At 39.1% G+C, this 21,753-nt stretch carries 19 protein-coding genes; 6 read left to right on the top strand and 13 right to left on the bottom strand.

Going from position 1 to position 21,753, the window contains the following annotated elements; translation table 11 throughout:
- Positions 1-242: 242 nt before the first annotated feature.
- The 5 genes from QZ574_RS11795 to QZ574_RS11775 form a co-directional block, all read right to left on the bottom strand.
- The gene (locus tag QZ574_RS11795; RefSeq protein WP_297089691.1) at positions 243-1,118 is read right to left on the bottom strand and encodes a hypothetical protein; all 876 of its coding nucleotides are present in this window, start codon (positions 1,116-1,118) and stop codon (positions 243-245) included.
- A gap of 144 nt (positions 1,119-1,262) precedes the next feature.
- Positions 1,263-1,415, bottom strand: coding sequence for a hypothetical protein (locus QZ574_RS11790; protein WP_297089690.1), 153 nt, complete (start codon positions 1,413-1,415; stop codon positions 1,263-1,265).
- Positions 1,416-1,424: 9 nt separating this feature from the next.
- Positions 1,425-2,351 (bottom strand): hypothetical protein, encoded by a 927-nt coding sequence (locus tag QZ574_RS11785; protein ID WP_297089689.1) that lies wholly within the window; start codon positions 2,349-2,351, stop codon positions 1,425-1,427.
- Positions 2,352-2,414: 63 nt separating this feature from the next.
- Positions 2,415-2,990 carry an alpha/beta hydrolase gene (locus QZ574_RS11780; protein WP_297089693.1) on the bottom strand — a complete coding sequence of 192 codons (576 nt, stop codon included), beginning with the start codon at positions 2,988-2,990 and terminating at the stop codon, positions 2,415-2,417.
- A gap of 194 nt (positions 2,991-3,184) precedes the next feature.
- The gene (locus tag QZ574_RS11775) at positions 3,185-6,232 is read right to left on the bottom strand and encodes a PAS domain S-box protein (protein WP_297089688.1); all 3,048 of its coding nucleotides are present in this window, start codon (positions 6,230-6,232) and stop codon (positions 3,185-3,187) included.
- A gap of 208 nt (positions 6,233-6,440) precedes the next feature.
- Between QZ574_RS11775 and QZ574_RS11770 the strand changes: the two genes are divergently transcribed.
- Positions 6,441-7,127, top strand: coding sequence for a hypothetical protein (locus QZ574_RS11770; RefSeq protein ID WP_297089687.1), 687 nt, complete (start codon positions 6,441-6,443; stop codon positions 7,125-7,127).
- Between the two features lie 60 nt (positions 7,128-7,187).
- Positions 7,188-9,809: a DUF5916 domain-containing protein gene (locus QZ574_RS11765; RefSeq protein ID WP_297089686.1), complete on the top strand. Its 2,622-nt coding sequence runs from the start codon at positions 7,188-7,190 to the stop codon at positions 9,807-9,809.
- Positions 9,810-9,887: 78 nt separating this feature from the next.
- Here QZ574_RS11765 and QZ574_RS11760 read toward each other — a convergent pair whose 3' ends face one another.
- Positions 9,888-12,500, bottom strand: coding sequence for a glycoside hydrolase family 3 protein (locus QZ574_RS11760; protein ID WP_297089685.1), 2,613 nt, complete (start codon positions 12,498-12,500; stop codon positions 9,888-9,890).
- Positions 12,501-12,715: 215 nt separating this feature from the next.
- Between QZ574_RS11760 and QZ574_RS11755 the strand changes: the two genes are divergently transcribed.
- Both QZ574_RS11755 and QZ574_RS11750 read left to right on the top strand, forming a co-directional pair.
- Positions 12,716-13,234: a YkgJ family cysteine cluster protein gene (locus tag QZ574_RS11755; protein ID WP_297089684.1), complete on the top strand. Its 519-nt coding sequence runs from the start codon at positions 12,716-12,718 to the stop codon at positions 13,232-13,234.
- A 10-nt stretch (positions 13,235-13,244) separates the two neighbouring features.
- Positions 13,245-13,664: a DsrE family protein gene (locus QZ574_RS11750; protein ID WP_297089683.1), complete on the top strand. Its 420-nt coding sequence runs from the start codon at positions 13,245-13,247 to the stop codon at positions 13,662-13,664.
- 53 nt (positions 13,665-13,717) lie between these two features.
- On the opposite strand, the gene QZ574_RS11745 is transcribed toward QZ574_RS11750, so the two are convergent.
- The 3 genes from QZ574_RS11745 to QZ574_RS11735 form a co-directional block, all read right to left on the bottom strand.
- Positions 13,718-13,939: a DUF2795 domain-containing protein gene (locus QZ574_RS11745; protein ID WP_038562297.1), complete on the bottom strand. Its 222-nt coding sequence runs from the start codon at positions 13,937-13,939 to the stop codon at positions 13,718-13,720.
- A gap of 93 nt (positions 13,940-14,032) precedes the next feature.
- On the bottom strand, positions 14,033-14,590 hold the full coding sequence (locus tag QZ574_RS11740) for a cob(I)yrinic acid a,c-diamide adenosyltransferase (protein ID WP_297089682.1): 558 nt from the start codon (positions 14,588-14,590) through the stop codon (positions 14,033-14,035).
- Between the two features lie 81 nt (positions 14,591-14,671).
- Positions 14,672-15,373 carry an ABC transporter ATP-binding protein gene (locus QZ574_RS11735; RefSeq protein WP_297089681.1) on the bottom strand — a complete coding sequence of 234 codons (702 nt, stop codon included), beginning with the start codon at positions 15,371-15,373 and terminating at the stop codon, positions 14,672-14,674.
- Positions 15,374-15,623: 250 nt separating this feature from the next.
- On the opposite strand from QZ574_RS11735, the gene recG reads away from it, so the two are divergent.
- Complete coding sequence (gene recG / locus QZ574_RS11730; RefSeq protein WP_297089680.1) at positions 15,624-17,726, top strand: ATP-dependent DNA helicase RecG; 2,103 nt, start codon at positions 15,624-15,626, stop codon at positions 17,724-17,726.
- 48 nt (positions 17,727-17,774) lie between these two features.
- Positions 17,775-18,770 carry an aldo/keto reductase gene (locus QZ574_RS11725; protein ID WP_297089679.1) on the top strand — a complete coding sequence of 332 codons (996 nt, stop codon included), beginning with the start codon at positions 17,775-17,777 and terminating at the stop codon, positions 18,768-18,770.
- 1 nt (position 18,771) lies between these two features.
- On the opposite strand, the gene dat is transcribed toward QZ574_RS11725, so the two are convergent.
- The 4 genes from dat to QZ574_RS11705 all read right to left on the bottom strand — a co-directional run bounded on the left by dat (position 18,772) and on the right by QZ574_RS11705 (position 21,753).
- Positions 18,772-19,605, bottom strand: a complete 834-nt coding sequence (gene dat, locus QZ574_RS11720) for a D-amino-acid transaminase (protein ID WP_297089678.1) — start codon at positions 19,603-19,605, stop codon at positions 18,772-18,774.
- Between the two features lie 95 nt (positions 19,606-19,700).
- Positions 19,701-20,009, bottom strand: a complete 309-nt coding sequence (locus QZ574_RS11715) for an RNA-binding protein (RefSeq protein ID WP_297089677.1) — start codon at positions 20,007-20,009, stop codon at positions 19,701-19,703.
- Positions 20,010-20,305: 296 nt separating this feature from the next.
- Entirely contained in the window at positions 20,306-21,019 is a 714-nt protein-coding gene (locus tag QZ574_RS11710) for a tRNA threonylcarbamoyladenosine dehydratase (RefSeq protein ID WP_297089676.1), read from the bottom strand.
- A gap of 44 nt (positions 21,020-21,063) precedes the next feature.
- Positions 21,064-21,753: a TatD family hydrolase gene (locus QZ574_RS11705; protein ID WP_297089675.1), complete on the bottom strand. Its 690-nt coding sequence runs from the start codon at positions 21,751-21,753 to the stop codon at positions 21,064-21,066.

The raw sequence follows: 21,753 nt of genomic DNA, 5'->3' as shown, positions 1-21,753 counted from the left end.
ACGAATTGGATGTGACTGAAAAAATAATTTAATTTGAAAAATAGAAATCAATCAGACAGAGTTACATTTACATATCCAGCGCGTGTTATTTAACATTGAGTTATATTATTCAGAGCTTTTACAAAAAAGCCTGGAGGCAAATATTAATCTGTACAAAGCACTTGGCGGAGGCTGGTAACAATAGTTTTTAGCTATCAAAAAAGAGAAACAGGCTGTAAAATAATTTACAGCCTGTTTCTCTTTTACTTCAGGTAATTCTTATAAAAAGCAGTTTTTTGTTCGTCGCCAAACCGGGCATAAATATTAGCCAAATATCCCGCATATTCTTTTCCTGGGTTTAACTTCCATAAAGTATTTAAATAGGGCAAGGCTTTTTTAAAATCAGCTGTTACCAAATCCAGTTCTTTTAGCAGAATACTATAATTCTTTCGGGTTTTATTTTTGTTGTACCTGGCCATTTCTCTTTCGTAACGATTTTGTCCGGCCCAGTAATATTTTTTAGCATTCCACGCTAATGCTTCTATATTTTCAGGATTTATATTCAACAATGCACTGGCTACACTATCGCAAACAGCTGAATTATCCATCTTCTTATTAACCAAAAAATATTGCTCAAGATTACTCGCATCAGCTTTGGCTTCACTATTCAAATTATTCCAGGCAGCAAGTGCTTTTTGAGGTTCGTTTATTTCGTTATAAATTGCCAGTAAACGTGCGTTTGCTACTGTATTTTTGTTGCCAAAATTCTCCACAATATATTCAAGTGCCGAAAGCTCTTTCGATAAATTTCCTTCATTCTGGTATACTCTGGCCAATGTCTCATACATCTCAGCATCAGCATAGTTTTTATATCGGGCCTGATCGAACCAACTTATTGCCTGGCTGGCATTTCCGGTTTTAAAGGCAGTTTTGGCAGCCTGAGCAAAATCAGCACCTGTTACATCCTCAGTTGCAGTAGCATTAAAATAGGCAGTCCATGCTGTTAGTGCCTGCTCGTAATTGCCTGAGGCTTCATAAGTTGCCGCTTCACTTTTTGCCGTTGTAAGCACTTTTGGGGTTCCGCACGATGCCAGAATTACTACCAGCAATGCTCCCCACAAAAAATTTCTTCTAATCATATCATCGTTTATTTCGTTGCCAAAACTAAAGAATTTATTGTAAAGCGTTGGGCTGGATCCTTATTTTGGGGCAATGTTTAACCTGAAAACAATTAAATTTTAGCTAATAACTTGAAATTAATTTTAAACACCAAACGCTGCTAACTATCGGTGTTGAGCATGTCGGCTATCATCTTTCTCATTAATATTTTTATTAATGCTTTGTAAAATCTCGTCTTGCAACACGGGATTGGTTAACAGGTAATCGTGGCCAAGCCCTGCCATATCTTTAAAATTTATAATTTTTTTGATATCCAAAATATTGATTTAGGCAGGCAGCAGCTCCGGAGATTTTGGCCCCTTGTTTCCCATTCGGTTTTTCAGGTGTGCCACACTCGACAATTTTAGCAATATATCTTTTGAATTTACATAAACATCTACCGTATCTGCCATTTTATAGAGTTCATCAAACGCATTTCCATTTTCAAATGCATCACGGGGAGCAACACTTCCAACAAAAGATATGCGATTATAAGTTTTTATCAATGGGATGTTCTGGCGCTTTCGGTTTAAAATGTACTGTCTGAACAACTCATTACCCATTGATGAAAACAGGATTGATACGGTTAAATCTCTCGGACGCGTTTTAAAATATTCGTCATCACTCATAAAATCATCAAGCATGTGCTGAAATATGGCAAAGTCTGAAGCGCCGTTTTTAGAGGATTTTACGGCATTAAAGTACTTGTAGGACTTGTCTTGGGATCCCCATGCAAAAACAGTAATTGAAGCTTTATTAAACAACGAATCGCCATAATTGGTTTTTAAACGACGCATGTAGCTGTTTATTTGTTTGTTGAACGACTTACCGTAGCCTCCAACAATAAAATAGAAATTTTTAATCCCTCTTTCCAATCGCTGATATTCATACAACTGATAAAGGAAGTTATGTTTTACTCTTTCAAGCGGATAATTATCAGAAACATTTACCGCCCTGAAATTTATGTCAATAGAATCGGTTTCAAAATCGTAATTGCAAAAATACAGGGTATTGGTTTTATCTGTTGCACTGTTTTTAAAACTAAAAGTGTTATCCGGATTTACCAAAATTGGTCGGTTAGTAAAAAACGGAACCTTTTGTGGTTCCCATTGCCTGTTGGTATTAAAATAAGTTACCTCGAGCTGAGCCCAAACAACTTGTTGGTTCAGTAAAAAAAACAATACGCCAAAAACAATTTTTATATATAAATGCATAAACAAGGTATTATTATCATCAAGTTACATAATTCCTAAAAAAGCATTGTTTATTTTCTGAAATTATTCTTTCAGAATCTGATTTATTAGCTGGCTTATCAAATCTCCACGAGTTAACACCATCATGTGCGATCCATCTTCAACAAGGTAATCAAAATGAACAAAGCGCGGTGGCAGAGTTTTATCGGCATCGCCATGAATATGCATAATTGATTTGTTATTTGATGTGCGTTTCCAGGTTAAAATCATGGTGGTTGTTCGTTTTAAAAACACGGAGTTCTTGCTTTTCAGCATGCTTTTAAAAGTTTCTTTGTCTTTATTTCTGTCGGGTTCAACTATGGGCTGCAAAATTCTTGTCCCAATTTTTATTACAAAACCCGGAACTAAACGATGAACGGGAATAGCCTTTTGGAACCGGTACCTGCCCGGAAATTCTTTTCTGTTTTTAGCACTTGATATTACAATTACTTTCTCTGGATGCAGAAAGTCTGCCATTTCGGTTGCCAGCATACCCCCAAGTGAAACTCCGATAATGGAATAGTTTTTAGTGGTATCTATTTGTTTTGCCAGTTCGTGGGCGTAGGCAGTCATATCCAACCCCTTTTCAGGAGTACTGTATAAGAGTTTATTGTTTCGTATTCAGGGCCTAATTTAAGGTTCTTAAACAGGCGTGCATCGGCTCCCTGACCGGGTATCAGATACACATGCTTTTTTTGCCTACCAAAACTTAAAACTGAAATTAGGCTTAATAAAACTATGATGAATAATCCTCTTGCCCGGACGTGATAAACCTTTTTGACAGCAACCATTGTATTAGTATAAAACCTCGAAAACTAATGTATATTTAGTTCATTCAATAGCTCGAATAAAATTGTTTTATGAATTGGTTTTGATAAATAGCCGGAACATCCGGCCTCTTTTGCTTTTTTGCTTTCACCTTCAAGGGCGTATGCTGTTTGAGCAATTATTGGTAATCTTTTATTAAACTTTCGTATCTGCCGGCAAGCTTCATAGCCATCTTGAAGCGGCATTTTTACATCTAACAATATACAGTCGAGATCGGGCGTGTTTTTTACCATCTCAACCACTTCAAAACCATCTTTTGCACGTATAATATTACTGGCTGTATCCTTTAACAAAATTGAAAGATGCAGAAAACTGATATCATCGTCCTCTGCAATTAATATTCTTAAGCCCGTTTGACTTTTTAATTCACTTTCATCGGGTTGCTTGTCGTCATTTAAGGCGTTAATAATTCTACCTATTGTTGGCATTCTTAATGTAAAACTTGAGCCCTTTGCTGTTTTCGACTGGAAACTTAATTTGGCCCCCATCAGATCGGCATATGATTTTGCTATTGATAAGCCAAGTCCTGAACCCTCCCGGGCTTTTATATCCTGAATATCTGCTTGTTCAAAACGATTAAAAATTGCTTCCTTCCTGTTTTCAGGCACTCCTATTCCGGTATCAGTAACTGTAAATTCAAAAAGGTTATCGGTTAACGTATACTTAATATTTATGGAGCCTTTATCGGTAAATTTTATGGCATTCTTTATCAGGTTTGTAAAAATGGAATTTAGTTTTGTTTTATCGCATTTGAGCCAAGCAGAACCTGCAGCAATGTTGCTCTGCAGGCTAAATTCCAAACCTTTCTTTTCGGCTTCTGGTTTAAAAAAGCGGTAGAGTAAATCAATATCATCACCAACATGAAATACAGTATTCTCAATCTTCACCTGGCCCGCATCAATTTTTGAAATATCAATAATATCATTTACGGTGTTTAACATTCGCTTTCCACTCTTTTTAATAATCCCCAGATATTCCTGCTTTTGGCTCTCAGTTAGGTTGTTTTGATCTAACAGTTCGGCAAAACCCAATATTCCATTCATTGGGGTACGTATTTCGTGGCTCATATTTGCCAGAAATGCCGATTTTAAGCGATCAGCTTCTTCTGCTTTTTCTTTGGCTTTTATAAGATCTGATTGTGCTTTTTTATAACCAGTCATATCCATTACCATTCCCAGGAAATGGTCAATGTCTCCATCTGCTGTTCTTTTTGCAGTAACGGCCAGGTCTATCCATATAATTTTTTTACTTTTTGAAATACATCGTTTTTCCAGTCGATAACTATCAATCTGGCCTTTTCGAAATTTTTCCAGCAATTCCTGTTCTTTTTTCAAATCATCGGGAAAGGTATACATAGTAATATCCATTTCCAGCATTTCTTCCCTCGAGTATTCAAGCATAGCCAGAAACTCGTTATTGGCTTCAATAATTTTGGTGTTTTTATCGGATAACACCATTCCAATATTGGCATTCTCAAACACCCCTTTAAACTTTGCTTCACTTTCAACCAGTGCTTGTTCTGCCTCTTTTTGGTGTGTAATATCTTTAAAAACACAGTAGGTTTGCTTGAAACTACCATCGGGATTGTAACCGATGCAGCCTTCAAAAGAAACATCAATAAAATATCCTTTTTTATGCCTCAACTTAAATTGAACATCATTTACATAACCTCGTTTTTTAAATGCCGGGAAATTTTTTTGAAAATGCGACACCCACTCCGGATGTATAAATTCAGCATAACACCTTCCAATTACCTCTTCGCGATTGTAACCCAGGGTTGATAACCAGGTGGGGTTAACATCGATAAAACACCCATCTTCGTTAAGCGACTGATAAGACAATGGAGCATTATCATACAGCGAGCGAAATTTATTTTCACTTTCTTTCAACGAATCCTCAGCTCTCTTTTGTTCTGTAATGTCACGGGCAATTCCCATCATTATTTTTTTGTCAGGAATTGGAATGGTATTCCAGGCCAGCCATTTGTAGTCTCCGCTTTTAGTGAGGTAACGGTTTGTAAAACTAATTGCTGCCTCTCCATGCAATATATTTTCGGCTTTATTTAGTGTGGCCTCCCTGTCATCAGGATGAACAAAATCGATAAAAGGTTTGGCGCGCAGTTCTTTTTTTGTCCAACCCAGTGTTTTCTGCCAGGCCGGATTCAAATCGCGTAAATAACCATCAAAGCCAGCAGTGCATATCATATCAACCGATAAGGAAAATATCATTTCACGCTCTTGTTTCAGTTCTTTAATATTGCCAATATCAATAGCGGTACTGGCAATAAACATGGGGTTATCATTGGTGTCAGAAATAACAACCCCATTCATTAACATCGGAAATTCTTTTCCTTCCCGGTCGACATGCCAGACCTCCTCATTTGAAAAAGATCCTTCATTTTTGAGTCTATTGTTTAATTCAATAACCGCAGACAATTTTTTTTCGGAATGAAAAACAGAAAGGTTCTTGCCTATTAATTCTTCGGGAGTGTAACCGTGAATATTTGCAAAATAATCGTTTATATAAACAAGGTTTCCATTTAAATCGGCAATTGCATTGCCATGAATGGCTTTATCAGAGATACTTTTAAATTTTGTAATCTCCTGCTCCCACTCTTTTCGTTCTGTTACATCGCGTGCAGTTGTTATTAAAACCGTTTTGCCATGGTATATTCCTTTGTTGGCAATAACTTCTTTAAAAAATAATTCGCCATTTTTTCGCAGAGCCCAAAAATCGAAATTTCGTTGTTCACCGTCTTCAAAAACGGCGTTTAGTTCTTTTAATATAAACTCAATATCGTTTTTACCCGGTGCCGCAACATCGGCAGGCGTTTTTCCCAAAAATTCTTCTCTGCTGAACCCATACATTCGTTCAGCCCCTTTATTTATTTCAATAAAAGCAAATGTTTTATCCAATATATAAACGGCCTCAGTAAGCGAATCGTATATATTCTTATACGTTGCCGAATACTGTTCCAATTCAGCCACTTGTCTTTCAAGCTGCTCTATTTTTTGGTTCAAAAGGGTATTGTCCATTGATTCAAAGAGTTAGTTACAAAATCACAACTTCATTACTAAAGAATATCAACACAATTTGATGGGAATTGCTTATATTTCCTCTTTGAAGATAAATATTTAATACGACTTGTTCAAGTTTAAATTATTGCTTGCATTTTTTTTGAACAAATTGAATAACACCGGGTTATAACAACAACTCATTTTTCGCAAATGCACGGTTACATTTATGGACAACATTAATACCATATATTTTCAGGGAATAAGGATAGACGAACCCATTGTTACACTAACAGATCTGTTGGTATCGGTTTTGTGCTTTATTTTTGCCTATCGACTTCACCGAAAACAAAGCAACGAAAAGGTATTAGTTTATTTCAAGTTCTATTTCCTTATTATGGGAATAGCCACGGCTCTCGGTGGAATAATCGGGCATGCTTTTATGTACCAGTTTAGTTTTTACTGGAAACTACCTGGATGGATTACCAGCATGTTCTCGATAATGTTTGTTGAACGCGCAGCTATTGAACACACCCGAATATTACTTTCCGGTAAAATCGTAAAAATATTGGGTATCCTAAATATTATTGAGTTTCTCACCTTTCTTTCCCTTACCATTCTTACCCTTAATTTCTTTTATGTTGAATTTCATTCGGGATATGGGCTAATGTTTGTTGTGCTGTCGCTGGAAGGTTTTCTGTTTTTTAAAACCCGCAACAAGGCCAGTAAATATATGCTAATTGGTGTGACCATTGCAGCAATAGCTGCTTTGTTTTTCATGAATAAATGGTCCATTCATCAATGGTTCAACTACCTTTCGGCAAGCCACGTTTTAATGGCCCTGGCGGCATTCTTCTTTTATATTGGAGCCACAAAAATTGAAATGGGAACCAACCACTCAAGCAATCGGAATTAAAAATTCTACTCAAACTGTAACGCAATTTAACTGATGTAGTCTTATTAAAAAACCTTTTTAATGAAACTAGCATCAGTTCTCATTTTTATGCTTTTGTTTTTAGAACTTTCGGCTCAGGATAAACGCATTTATACCACTTCAACAGCACCGGATTTAAATATTACCATTGATGGGGTTTTTGACGAAGAAGACTGGCTGAATGCGATGTGGGACAACGCATTTGTACAACACGAGCCAAATGAAGGAGAAGAGCCGGCCAGACAAACCGAATTTGCCATTATGTATGATGCAGTTAACATTTATGTTGCCATACGGTCTTTTGATGATCCCGACAGCATTTCAATGCGTATGTCGCGGCGCGATGAGCTTGAAGGCGATTTAGTTGGCATCTATTTCGATTCGTATTTTGATAAGCGAACTTCATTCGGATTTATTGTTTCGGCTGCCGGGGTACGAACGGATATGGTAAATACCAGCGATGGAGAAAATGAAGACGACACCTGGGACCCGATTTGGTATGCAAAAACCGCAAAAACCAATAGCGGCTGGAATGCCGAGATGCGGATTCCGCTTACACAATTGCGATTTGAGGAGAGCGAGGAGCAGGTTTGGGGACTAAATGTATTACGCTATATTTTCAGAAAAGACGAGCTTTCATCGTGGCAAGCCATGAAACGGGAAACATCTGGCTTTACGTCCAAATTCGGAACGCTTAAGGGCATAAAAAACATTAAGCCACAAAACTCCTTAAGTTTCACCCCTTACCTGGTTGCCCGAACAGAACGCTTTAAAAAAGAGCCGGAAAATCCGTTTTTGGCAACAGGAAAATCAAATGATTTTGATGTGGGTATGGATGCAAAAATTGGCCTTACCAATTACTTAACACTCGATCTTACCATCAATCCGGATTTTGGACAGGTTGAAGCCGACCCCTCGCAGGTTAATTTAAGCACCTACGAAACTTTTTTTCGCGAAAAACGACCGTTCTTTATCGAAGGCAACAATATTCTTTCGTATACCCTGGCATTTGGCGACGGCGACCAATCATCGAATAACCTGTTTTATTCTCGACGAATTGGAAGAAGACCTCATTATTCGCCCGATTTGGAAGACAATGAATATGCTGAAAATCCTGCCTTTACAAAAATTATAGGTGCAGCTAAAATTACCGGTAAAACAAAAAGCGGTTGGTCGGTAGGCCTTATCGAGAGTGTAACAGCACGCGAAGAAGTGGCGATAAAAACTACGCACACTACCAAAAGCCAGGTGGTTGAGCCACTTACCAATTACTTTGTGGGTAGGGTTCAAAAAGACTTTAACGAGGGCAACACCTATTTAGGTGGAATGCTTACTGCCGTAAACCGTAATATAAACGACGAACAATTGGAGTTTCTTCATAAAAGTGCCTACAGTGGAGGATTGGATTTTGTGCATAAATGGCACAACAAAGACTGGATGATTGACGCTGGTGTATACTTTAGCAAAGTACAGGGGAGCGAAGAAGCCATACTTAATACTCAAACCGCTTATTCGCGCACTTATCAGCGACCCGGTGCTGATTACGTAACACTCGATTCTGCACGTACTTCTCTTGCCGGATCGGGCGGAAAATTAAGTTTTGGAAAAACCGGAGGCCGCTTTAAATTCGCCGGCATTTTAAATTGGAAAACCCCCGGACTTGAAATTAATGATATTGGATTCACCCCTAATGTCGACGAAATTCTTCAAGCCATTTGGCTGGGGTACCGGTGGTACGAGCCTTTCTCTTTTTTTCGGAATATGGGCCTCAATTTTAACCAATGGACCTTGCATGATTTTGGCGGAAACTTAACCGAAGCAGGTATGAATGTAAATGGCCATGCTCAGTTTACAAATTTTTGGCGAGCATTTGGCAGTCTGAATTTTAATGGCGAGGAATATTCAAATTCTGTACTTCGTGGCGGCCCCTCAATGAAACTGCCGGGAGGTCGTGGTTTTTATGCCGGTGTTTTTTCAAATCAGCAAAAAAAATTCACCTACGGTATTGATGGTGGAATAAGAAAAAGCAATGAAAAGGATTATTACGCGCGAAAGAGCGTTGAAATTGAATTGGGATATCGGCCTGTTCAGTCGGTTCAAATTGAAATCAGTCCCGAATATGGAGTAAGTAGTAACCAATTGCAATACATCTCGCAAGAGGATTACGGTTACAGTACCCGTTACATTATGGGTAATATTAAACGCAAAACCTTTAGCACCTCCATTCGGTTAAACTACAATATTACGCCAGATCTATCCATTCAGTTTTGGGGGCAGCCTTTTATTGCAACAGGCGATTATTCGGAATTTAAATACATTACAAACAGCAAGGCAACAACTATTACCAACAGGTATTCTTTTTATACCCCGGAACAGATTTATTTTGATGCAACCGATGGTATTTACCACATAGATGACAATTTAAACGGAGAAACCGATTATAGCTTTGATGATCCTGATTTTAATGTAAAAGAATTCTTATCAAACCTTGTTGTGCGTTGGGAATTCAGTCCCGGCTCAATGATTTACCTGGTGTGGTCGCAAAACCGGGCAGAATATTTAAACATGGGTAGGTTTGATTTTAATAAGGACATAAAAGAACTTTTTGATCAGGAACCGCACAATGTATTCCTGCTAAAATTTTCCTATCGAATAGGAAGATAATAACTATGCGAAAGTTGAAAAAAGGCCGTTTCTAATCTTTTGATCCGAAACGGCCTTACTTTTTATCTGAAGCTTTATTTAATCGATATAAACTTCCTTACCGCTTAGCTCAATCGTTTTACTAATAACATTTGCCCCCTTACCTTCAGGTTGTGTTCCACCTATATAAATGGTAAACTCGCCCGGTTCAATTACACGTTTATCTTCATCGCCAATAATTGAAAACTGCCGGGGTTCTAATACAAATTTCACCGTTTTTGTTTGTCCAGACTCAAGGGTAATGCGCTGAAAGCCTTCCAACTGATATTTCGGACGCGGTGTTGATGCGATAACATCTTTTAAATAAAGCTGAACCACCTCTTCGCCCCTCAAATTACCGGTGTTTGTAACTTTTGCTGTTATTTCAACAGCACTGCCCGCTTTGGCCTTTTTAGCTACTTTTAAGTCTGAATATTCAAACGAAGTATAACTTAATCCGTAGCCAAAGGGGTATAGTGGCTCTCCGGAAAAATATTTATAGGTACGCTCTTCCATATTGTACTCTTCAAATGGGGGCAATTGCTTAACTGATTTGTAATAGGTAACCGGCAAACGACCTGCCGGGTTGTAGTCGCCAAAAAGCACATCGGCAACCGCGCTACCACCCTCCTGCCCCGGATAGCCAGCTGTTATAATAGCATCCAGGTTTTCATCGGCCCAATTTACTGCCAGCGCACTGCCGTTTAGCAATACCAGAATAACCGGTTTTCCTGTTTCTTCAATCGCCGTCATCAATTCGCGTTGCTCCTGTGGCAATTTCAGGTGCGTTCTGTCGCCTCCTTCAAAACCATCTACCTTAATTGGCATCTCTTCTCCTTCAAGTCGTTGCGACAGGCCAAGTACCAGCACAACTGCATCAGCCTGTCGTGCTACATTAATGGCCGCCTCTTTCATGCTGTTATTCGGAACCGTCCATAAAAGCTTCGCATCGCCGTCACCATACCAGTTTTTATACTCATATACAAACTTGTATTTTTTACCGGCTTCCATATAAATTGCTTTTTCATGATGAAATGCATGGTGTTCGCTGTTATGTTCCAATATTTTTTCTCCTTCAAACCAAACCTCAAGCGTAGGCATTCCCCAACAGCCAATATTGTAGTTTCCGCTTACCGGTGGAACAATGTATCCGGTCCAGCGAACACTAAAATCATCGTCGTTTAACTGAGGCGCCGGAGCTTCAGATTCCAAATAAAAATCGATATTCTCATCAATCCTGGAAAAAACCGGATCACCCTCCAGTTTTGAGTTATTAAAATACTCGCCTTTTACTCCCGGCTTTCCATCTTCTGTTTGAAGATATTGTGAAGGAATGGCATGAAGGTTACTTACACCTTTTGCCAACTGACTTCCTTCGGCATATAAAATCTGGGTATTGGGTAATTTATTTTGTAATCCTTTTAATACGGTAACAGGATTTTTGGCAATTCCATTATAGTTACCAACCAACGATTCCCAGTTATCAGCATTTGGGCCAATAACAGCCAGCGTTTTTATATCTTTTGAAAGTGGTAGTGTATTATTTTCATTTTTAAGTAAAACAATACTTTTTTGGGCAGCTTCAAGTGCCAGTTCCGTATTTTCGTTTGAGGTATTTACCGAAAACGGGATTTGGGCATAGGCAACATCTTCTTCCGGATCAAACATTCCAAGTTTAAAGCGTGCCATAAATAAGCGTTTTACGGCTATGTCAATTTCCGCTTCGCTTATCAAGCCTCTTTCTACTGCCTCGGTAAGGTGACGATATGAATTTCCACAGTTTAAATCGGTTCCGGCTTTAACGGCGGCAGCCGATGCTTCTGCTGCATCTTCAGAAAACCCCTGAAAACGATAAAAATCGGAAATTGCCCAACAATCGGAAACAATATAACCATCGAAGCCCCAATCTTTGCGCAAAATATCATAAAGCTCGGTACTGGCACAACATGGGTAGCCACGAAATTGGTTATAAGCACCCATTACCGAATAGGCACCACCATCTTGAATTAACATGCGGAAGGCCGGCAAGTAGGTTTCCCTTAAATCGCGTTCGCTAACCAAAGCGTTAAACTCATGTCGTAAAGGTTCGGGGCCCGAATGTACGGCGTAATGTTTTGCAGTAGCAACCACTTTCAAATATTTCGGGTCGTTACCTTGCAAACCTTTAACAAACTGAGTTCCCAAAACACCTGTTAGATAAGGATCTTCGCCATAGGTTTCGTGTCCACGGCCCCAACGCGGATCGCGAAAAATATTAATATTTGGCGACCAAAAGGTTAATCCCTGGTATATTCCACGTTTCTCGCGCCGAATAAACTCGTGGTGTTTGGCTCGTGCTTCATCAGATATTGCGGTTGCCACACGATAAACTAAATCGGCATCCCATGAGGCGGCAATTGAAATAGACTGTGGAAAAACAGTAGCATAACCGGCTCGTGCTACTCCATGTAGGCACTCATTCCACCAGTTATATTCAGGAACTTGCAGGCGATCAACCGATTTAGAAGTGAACTCCATTTGGTCAATTTTTTCCTGCAAAGTCATTTGCGATACCAACAGGTCTACACGTTCATCAAAAGGAAGGGAGGAATCTAAAAAATCAAGATTTTCGTTTTGACCAAAAGCTAAACCCACATACCCGATTAGTATCAGGCTACAAAGTATTTTTTTCATCTGATTGATATATTAAATAGTATAGTTTTTTTAGGTATGAGAACTTATCCAGCTACGCTACAACTGTTCTGTTCTATTCCGACAAAATTACTAATTCTATTTTCTTACCACACATTTATTGCCATAAATTTTCTTCCGGCAATGTATAAAAGAACCGCCACTTTTAGCTTCTTTACCAGTCATTAGCTACTTTTGTGGTATAAATTCAATATTTTATGAATCAGCATTTTTCTGCCTACAAAAAATTACGCGACAGTATCGATAAAAGAGTTAAAGAATTAGAAAAAGAACACAAATCCCATTTAAAATGCAAGGCCGGTTGCGACCTTTGCTGCATGGATTATAATATTTTTCCGATTGAATTTTATAGTATTCTACATGCCTTGCAAGAGAAAAAACAGTTGCCACAAGTTGCAGCAAAAAACGATGCTTCTGCTTGTATTTTCTTAAATAGTCATTGTTGTGCAATTTACGATGAACGCCCTATTATTTGTCGTACACACGGCTTGCCTTTACTTTTTATGAATGAAGAGAGCCAATGGGAACTTTCGGCATGTGAATTAAACTTTACCGAATTCGACATGGAAGATTTTTCCGAAGAAAATACCTTCTCGCAAGACAAATTCAACAGCAAACTTTTTCTACTGAATAAGAAGTTTATTTCAGCTTATAAGCAAACAAAATACGGCGAGTTTGACTTATTACCTGTGAAAGATTTACTAAAACATTTCTAATTCAATTACTATGAAACATCAATTATTGGTTTTATTGCTGATGGTTGCAGGCACTGCAGTGATGGCGTCAAATAACAAAACAATGGAAGAAAATAACAACAAACTGGCTGTACTCTGGACAAGCGGCGATCCGGATGTAGCAGAGAAAATGGCATTTATGTATACCTACAATGCAAAAAAGCAAGGTTGGTTTGAGGAGGTAGTTTTAATTATTTGGGGCCCCTCGGCTAAACTTGCCGCTGAAAATGAAATGATACAAGAATACATTAAAAAGATGCAGGAAGCAGGTGTAAAAACAGAAGCCTGTTTATACTGTGCAAAAATGTATGATGCGGATAAAAAACTTGCCGAACTTGGCGTTGACGTAAAGGGAATGGGAATTCCGCTGTCTGAATATTTAAAAGGTGGCTGGAGAACATTAAGCCTGTAAAATAAAAAAGCATCCGACTAATGTCGGATGCTTCTCAATATCATTTCTTTCTTCTAATATTCATCTTCATTAAAAAAGAAATCATCTTTACTCGGATAATCCGGCCATATATCCTCGATGCTTTCATACATCTCCCCTTCATCTTCTATCTCCTGCAAATTTTCAATCACTTCAAGGGGTGCTCCTGAACGGATTGCATAATCAATCAATTCATCTTTTGTTGCCGGCCATGGTGCATCTTCCAATTTCGATGCTAATTCCAGAGTCCAATACATGTGTCTACAGTTTTATGTGGTTAAACTCGATTTTTATATTGGCGCGAATATAACAAAAAAACAATACCAAAAAACGTTAGACAAAAAAAAATATCAATACTCCCATGTTGTTTCTTCCACACCTTTATCGAAGCTGAGTTTACGCGCTAAAACAAATAAATAATCAGAAAGCCGGTTCATGTATTTTATTAATTCGGATTGAACCGGCGCTTGTTCAGCAAATTCAAGTATCCGGCGTTCGGCTCTTCGGCATATGGTTCGGGCCACATGACACTGGGCTGCAGACAGTTCGCCTCCCGGAAGTATAAAATTACGCAAATCCGGCAACTGTTCATTAAAAACATCAATGGCTTTTTCAAGCATCTCAATGTCTTCGTTTTTTACAAGCAAACTGGCAGTATATTCTTCCCCTTTTTCATCAGAAGCCAACCTGGAACCAATGTTAAAAAGTTTATGCTGTATCTGATGCAGTTGCTTTTTTATCTCCCCATCAATTTCATACGAACGAATAACTCCAATACAAGCATTTAATTCATCAACTGTTCCATAACTCTCTAAGCGCAAGTCAAATTTCTTTACCCGGCTACCTCCAACCAATCCTGTAGTTCCATCATCACCGGTTTTTGTGTATATTTTAAATTCTCCTGTCATTTTTTATTCTTTAGCTTTTCAACATAAAAAATCCCGCAATGTTTACCATTCGGGATATTGTTTTTATTAAATGTTACAAAGTTAATAAATCGGATTTTCATTAATCACATCCGATTCCACCTCGCCATCTTTTAAACGAATAATCCGGTGGGCATGCATGGCAATATCTTCTTCGTGTGTAACCATCACCAGGGTATTTCCTTTTCGGTGAATCTCGGCAAATAATTTCATTATCTCTTCTGATATCTTTGAATCCAGGTTTCCGGTAGGTTCATCGGCAAGCAGCAATGCAGGTTTATTTACCAATGCCCTTGCAATTGCAACACGTTGGCGTTGCCCTCCCGACAGCTCATTGGGTTTGTGCTCCATCCGGTCTGCAAGGCCAACATCCACCAGAGTTTCTTCGGCCATTTTTTTTCGTTCGGCCTTTCGTTTGCCTGCATAAACCAAGGGGAGCATTACATTCTCAAGAGCCGTATTCCTTGGCAAAAGGTTAAATACCTGGAAAACAAATCCGATTTCTGAATTTCGTATTTCTGCAAGACGGTCATCCGTCAAACTACTCACATCTTTTCCGTTCAACACATAAGTTCCGCTGGTGGGAGTATCTAAACATCCGATAATATTCATCAGTGTTGATTTTCCCGAGCCCGAAGCACCCATAATGGCAACATATTCGCCTTTATAAATATCCAGGGTAACCGAACGAAGTGCCCGAACCTCCTGTGTTCCCACTTTGTAGGTTTTTACAATCTTGTCTACGTGAATAATTTTTTCTTGCATGGCTTAAATTTATTGTATTGGTAGTTGTTTGTTCTGGAACATTACATAACCATTTGTATCGAAAGTAAAGATATGGCTTTCCTGTGGTTCTTGCACAGCAAATAATATTTTTTAAGAATTATTATCATAAGTTACTTTTCGCCAATTAACAAAAACTGTACCCAAGCGAATAACTCCAATGTTTATTTCTAATTTAATTTAACTTTTCGCGCATATTGTAGCGCTTTAAGCGATTATGTATATTTGCCACATGCCAGAATTTCTCGATCAGGAAATAAAATTTTTGCCCGGCGTTGGGCCCAAACGGGCTGATGTTTTATTCAAAGAACTGAAAATAAAAACGTTCGGAGATTTAATTTATTACTATCCGTATAAATACATCGATCGGACTAAATTTTACAAAATATCCGGCATTAGCACCGAAATGTCGTACATACAGGTAAAAGGAGTTTTGCGAGCGCTGGAAACCATTGGCAGCGGAGCTAAACAAAGACTTGTAGGTCGTTTTTCTGACGATACCGGCAGCATGGAGCTAGTTTGGTTTAGAGGAATTAAATGGCAAAAACAAAACCTGATGGCTGGCAAAAAGTACATTGTTTTTGGTAAGCCGGCCTTATTTAGTGGACGAATTAGTATTGTTCACCCCGAAATGGAAACCGAGGAAGAAATACGATTAAAACCGATTGGACTTTTTCAGGGCTATTACAATACTACCGAGAAAATGAAAAAACATTTTCTCACCTCAAAAACACTAAACAAATTCCAGCTAACATTGCTTGGCCTGGCTAAAGGTAAAATTCCGGAAACACTTCCCGAATACCTCACCTCACAACTAAAGTTAATTCCGCTTGAAGAGGCTTTATCCGCTATTCACAAACCGGAAAAACCTGTTGATCTTAAAAAGGCAACTTTCCGGTTAAAATTTGAAGAGTTGTTTTTTATCCAGCTAAAAATTCTGGCATTAAAGCACAACCGAAACAAAAAGTTTAAAGGATTTCATTTTGAAAAAGTTGGCTTTAACTTCAATACTTTTTACGAAAAACACCTGCCGTTTAGCCTTACCAACGCACAAAAAAAAGTAATTAAAGAAATAAGGCGCGATGTTAACGGCACCTCGCAAATGAATCGCTTGCTGCAGGGCGATGTAGGCAGCGGTAAAACTCTGGTTGCGCTAATGACCATGCTGCTGGCTATGGACAACGAGTTTCAGAGTTGCTTAATGGCACCTACCGAAATTCTTGCTCAGCAACATTATCAGTCTATATCAAAAATGCTCGACGGCATGGGGGTAAACGTTGGCTTGCTTACCGGCTCAAGCAAAGTTAAACAACGTCGCGAAATTCATGAAGCCTTGCAATCAGGTGCCATGCAGATAATTATTGGCACTCATGCCTTAATTGAAGACACTGTAAATTTTAAGCGGCTGGGATTGGTTATTGTTGATGAGCAGCACCGTTTTGGAGTAGCACAACGCGCCAAATTGTGGAAAAAGAACGACTTAATTCCGCCACACATTTTGGTAATGACCGCGACTCCTATTCCCCGCACACTGGCCATGACAGTTTATGGCGACCTGGATGTTTCGGTTATTGATGAATTACCACCGGGAAGGAAACCCATACAAACCATGCATTTTTTTGAGAACAGAAGGGGGCAGCTAAATCGTTTTTTAAAACAACAAATAGATAAGGGGACGCAGGTTTACATTGTTTACCCGCTTATCTCGGAGTCGGAAAAAATGGACTTAAAAAACTTGGAAGAAGGTTATCGTCATATTTCCGAAACTTTTCCGGATTATAAAATTAGCATGGTGCACGGAAAAATGAAACCCAACATTAAAGAGAATGCCATGCAGGCTTTTAAGCGCGGAGAAACACAAATAATGGTAGCTACCACAGTAATTGAGGTGGGTGTTGACGTGCCCAATGCAGCGGTTATGGTAATTGAAAGTGCCGAGCGCTTCGGACTTTCGCAGTTACACCAGTTGCGCGGGCGTGTTGGACGCGGAGCCGAACAATCGTATTGTATTCTTATGTCGTCGTATAAAATCAGCACTGAAAGCCGTAAGCGACTGGATACCATGGTGCGCACCAACGATGGATTTGAAATTGCTGAAGTTGACATGAAACTTCGGGGCCCCGGTGATTTAGAGGGGACACAACAAAGTGGGATGGGTTTCGATCTTAAAATTGCCAACCTGGGCAAAGACGGCGAAATATTACAACTGGCACGAAATACAGCCAATGACATACTTGATAATGATCCCTTATTGCAGAAAGAAGAAAACCGCATTTTGCTCAGAAGTCTGTTGGAATCAAAAGATACAGGCTTCGATTGGAGTTCGATAAGTTAAAATATTACTTAACTTTAGGCCAGACATACACCTGCAAATCATTAAAAAATGGAAAAAATACAATTACCCGCATCTGATGTAAAAATAACGCCTATAACCTTTGGAGCCTGGGCAATAGGTGGCTGGTTTTGGGGTGGATCGGAAGAAAAAGAATCGGTAAAAGCAATTGAAGCAGCTGTTGCGAACGGAATGACAAGCATTGACACTGCTCCGGTTTATGGCTTTGGCCAAAGCGAAGAGTTTGTGGCGAAAGCAATAAAAGGAAAACGAGAAAAAGTAGAGTTACTTACAAAGTTCGGTTTGGTGTGGGATCGTAAGTCAAAACATCTGCATTACGAAAAAACTTTCGATAATCAGGGTAATCCGATTAGTTTGTACCGCCTGGCTACCAAAGAAAATGTGATTCGCGAGTGCGAAGACTGTTTACGACGACTGGGTACCGATTATATTGATTTGTTTCAGCAACACTGGCCCGATAATTTTACACCGGTTGATGAAACTATGGAAGCACTGGAAATATTAAAAACACAAGGTAAAATTCGTGCTGCCGGTGTTAGCAATTATTCTATGCAGGAAATGAAAAAAGCCGAAAACTATTTTACCCTTTCGGCAAACCAGGTTCCGTACAGCATGGTAAACCGTACTATAGAAAAGGAGCTTGTTCCCTATTGTTTGGAGAACAACAAAGCAATAATTGCCTACAGCCCCTTGCAGCGGGGAGTTCTTACGGGAAAAATTACCACCAATTATCAGTTCAGTGATGGCGATCACCGGCCAGGCACCCCCTTTTTTAAAGAGCCAAATCTGACTCGAATTAATACATTTCTGGATAAAATCAGACCGTATGCCGAATCCCAAAACGTTACGCTGGCCCAACTGGTTTTAAAATGGACATTGCTGCAACCCGGCATCAGCTGTGTTTTGGCCGGAGCAAGAAACGAAAAACAGGTGCTGGAAAATATGAAAGCAAATGAGGTAGTACTTTCGGAAAGCGACCTGAATCAAATTACCTTACAACTAAATCAATTAAAGCTTGAACCCTGATTTACGTTAGTTCAAAAAACAACTTTTGAAGCATACGAGTAACTTTCCCGGGTTTTCCGTCGGCAATTTTACGGTCTTCAATTTGAATAACCGGACAAATTTCGCTGCCTGTTCCGGCAATAAAAACTTCGTCTATTTCAAAAAGTTCTTCCGGTGTAAATAATCGTTCTTCAAACGGAATATTATTTTTTACACATATTTCAAGAATTACCTTTCGGGTAATACCGGGTAAAATTAAATTCGACAACGGACGCGTTATAACCACTCCATTTTTCACACAAAACACACTTGAATGTGTGGCTTCAGTAACCCAACCATCGCGTACAAGAATACACTCGCCCGCCCCACTTTGGTGTGCCTGGTTAAACAACATTGTATTGGGTAACAACGACACCGATTTTATATCGCAGCGCTGCCAACGAATATCGTCGTTTATTATCACCTTAGTGCCATTCTCCAGTTTTTGGAAAAACGAAGGTAAATCAAAAGCATAGGCGTAAACTGTTGGGGCAATACCATCAGGAAAATAATGTACTCTGTTTGCAGTTCCGCGAGTTACCTGCAGGTAGATACCGGCGTGTTTGTTTTGTTTACTGTTTTGGTTAATTAACCGGGTAAAAATCGTTTCCAGTTCGCTGGTATTCCATTTTATACCAATTTCTTTTAAACTCCGGGTTAAGCGCTCCTGATGATCGAATAAACGAAACGCTTTACCATTGTAGTATTTTGCCACTTCGTAAACACCATCGGCAAACAAGAACCCGCGATCGTTTGGCGATATGCAGGCCTCTTCTTCATTAATAAATGTTCCGTTTAAATAAATAATATTGCTCATATTTGGCAGTAGTTGGTAATAACCAGTTAAAAATAGAAAAAGGGATCCAATTGCTTGAATCCCTTTTCTATTTTATCAAAAAGTTTTTTTTGATCCTAGTAACGATCGCGACGTTGGTAACCACCGCCACCGCGGTTAAAACCACCGCCACCACGATTGTTCTCACGTGGTTTCGATTCGTTTACTTTAATGTTACGGCCACCTACTTCAGCATTGTTTAGCTCTTCGATAGCTTTTGTGGCTTCCGAGTCGTCTTCCATTTCAATAAAACCAAAACCTTTGCTACGGCCAGTGAATTTGTCCATAATGATTTTAGCAGAAGCAACTTCGCCATACTCTTCAAAAATTTCTCTCAAATCTTCTTCGCCTAAGTTAAAAGGCAAATTTCCAATGTAAATGTTCATTTTATACTCTATTTAAAGTTAATTTATTCATCTATCTTACCGATCACCAGAAAGAACCTGTCAAAATGCATTACATCGAGGAGTTACTTAAATACAGTATAAAAGAAGCTAGTATAACGATTGAAATAACGTCGTGAAAAACAAGAGATAGACGAACTGTCCGGTTGTTTTGAATATCAATAAAAAAAGACCATCATTAAATGCTAATTGCCAGACCTTTCTGTTAATTAACTGCCCAAAGGTAATCCTTTATTCGAACTAACAAACTAAAATTAATATATTTCTTTAACATACTATTATTGTGCAATTAAATCTCGAATAACTGCACTGGCAATAAAACAGCCAAATATGGGCGGCATATACGAAACGGTTCCTACAGTTGATTTTTTATTCTGACCTTCTTCCAGACGCACCGCATTCTCATCTATTTCTTCTGAAGAGAAGACAACTTTTACCCCTTTTTTTATTCCCAGGCGCGATAAACGTTTACGCATCATTTTTGCCAATTTGCAGTTGTATGATTTTTTTATGTCGCAAAGTTCAACTTTTGAGGGGTCCATTTTTCCTCCGGCTCCCATCGAGCTAATTACCGGAAGCCCCAACTGCAAGGCATGATAAACCAGGAAAACTTTAGGCGATAGCGTATCGATGGCATCAACCACATAATTAAAGGCCTGGCTTTTTAACAGTTCAATGGTTTTTTCATCGCGAATAAAGTCGTTCACAATACTTAGTTCCAACTCGGGGTTGATATCTTTAAAACGTTTGGCCAGCACTTCGGCTTTTGGCATACCGGTTGTACTTTGCAGAGCCGGTAACTGCCGGTTACGGTTGGTTTCCTCCACCACGTCTCCGTCAACTATGGTCATTTTTCCAATACCAGCCCGGCATAGCTGTTCGGCGGCATAAGCCCCCACTCCGCCTAATCCAACCACCAAAACATTGGCACCTTTAAGTTTTGCCAATCTATCTTGTCCGAGTAACAGCTCGGTTCGTTCCAACCAGTGCATATTTTTTTGCTTTCTGTTTAAGCGGCAAAGAAACAAATTTGTACTTAAAACCGCTCTGACGACAAAGAATTTTCTATTTGATTAAAGTTTTTCCAGATTGATCGTTTCAGGTCTTCCAGGTTTATATTTTTTAATTTAGCCGCACGTTCGTATATGGATGACACCTCAAGGTCGAGCTCATCAGTTTCCAAAAATATTTTATCAAGTGGCAGGTAGTTAAATGAGTCAAGAGCTTTTGAGTTTTCGCGGAACAAGCTCTGACCAAATGAAAACAAGAATCCTTTTGAAACCAGTTGCTTTGTTATTTCCAGGCTACCGTTGTAGGCATGAAGAATCCAGGGCATTACCGGATTCATTTTATGCCGCAATGCAACAACTTCGTTTAAGGCCTTAACACAATGAATAATTAACGGATACTGGTACTCCTCAGCCATTACCGCCTGTGCTTCAAAAACCCTTAATTGCTCAATAAAGTCGCCGCCATTTATTTTATCCAACCCGGCTTCTCCTACAAAAATAACATGGTCAAACTCTAATGCTTCTTCCACCATTTGCAGGGCTTCGTTGTTGGCTTCCTTTGTTCCAATATGCCAGGGATGAAGCCCCACCGAATAGAAATTCCTACCCGAAAAAGCAGCGAAACCATCTCCCGGGAAAATATTCTGTACCGTAACAGTATTGGTTTCTTTCCGGTACGGATGTGTGTGAATATCAATATAGGGAATAGATGACAT

The organism is uncultured Draconibacterium sp. (genome assembly GCF_913063105.1).
Lineage (GTDB): Bacteria > Bacteroidota > Bacteroidia > Bacteroidales > Prolixibacteraceae > Draconibacterium.
This window is presented reverse-complemented; position numbering and strand designations above follow the sequence as displayed.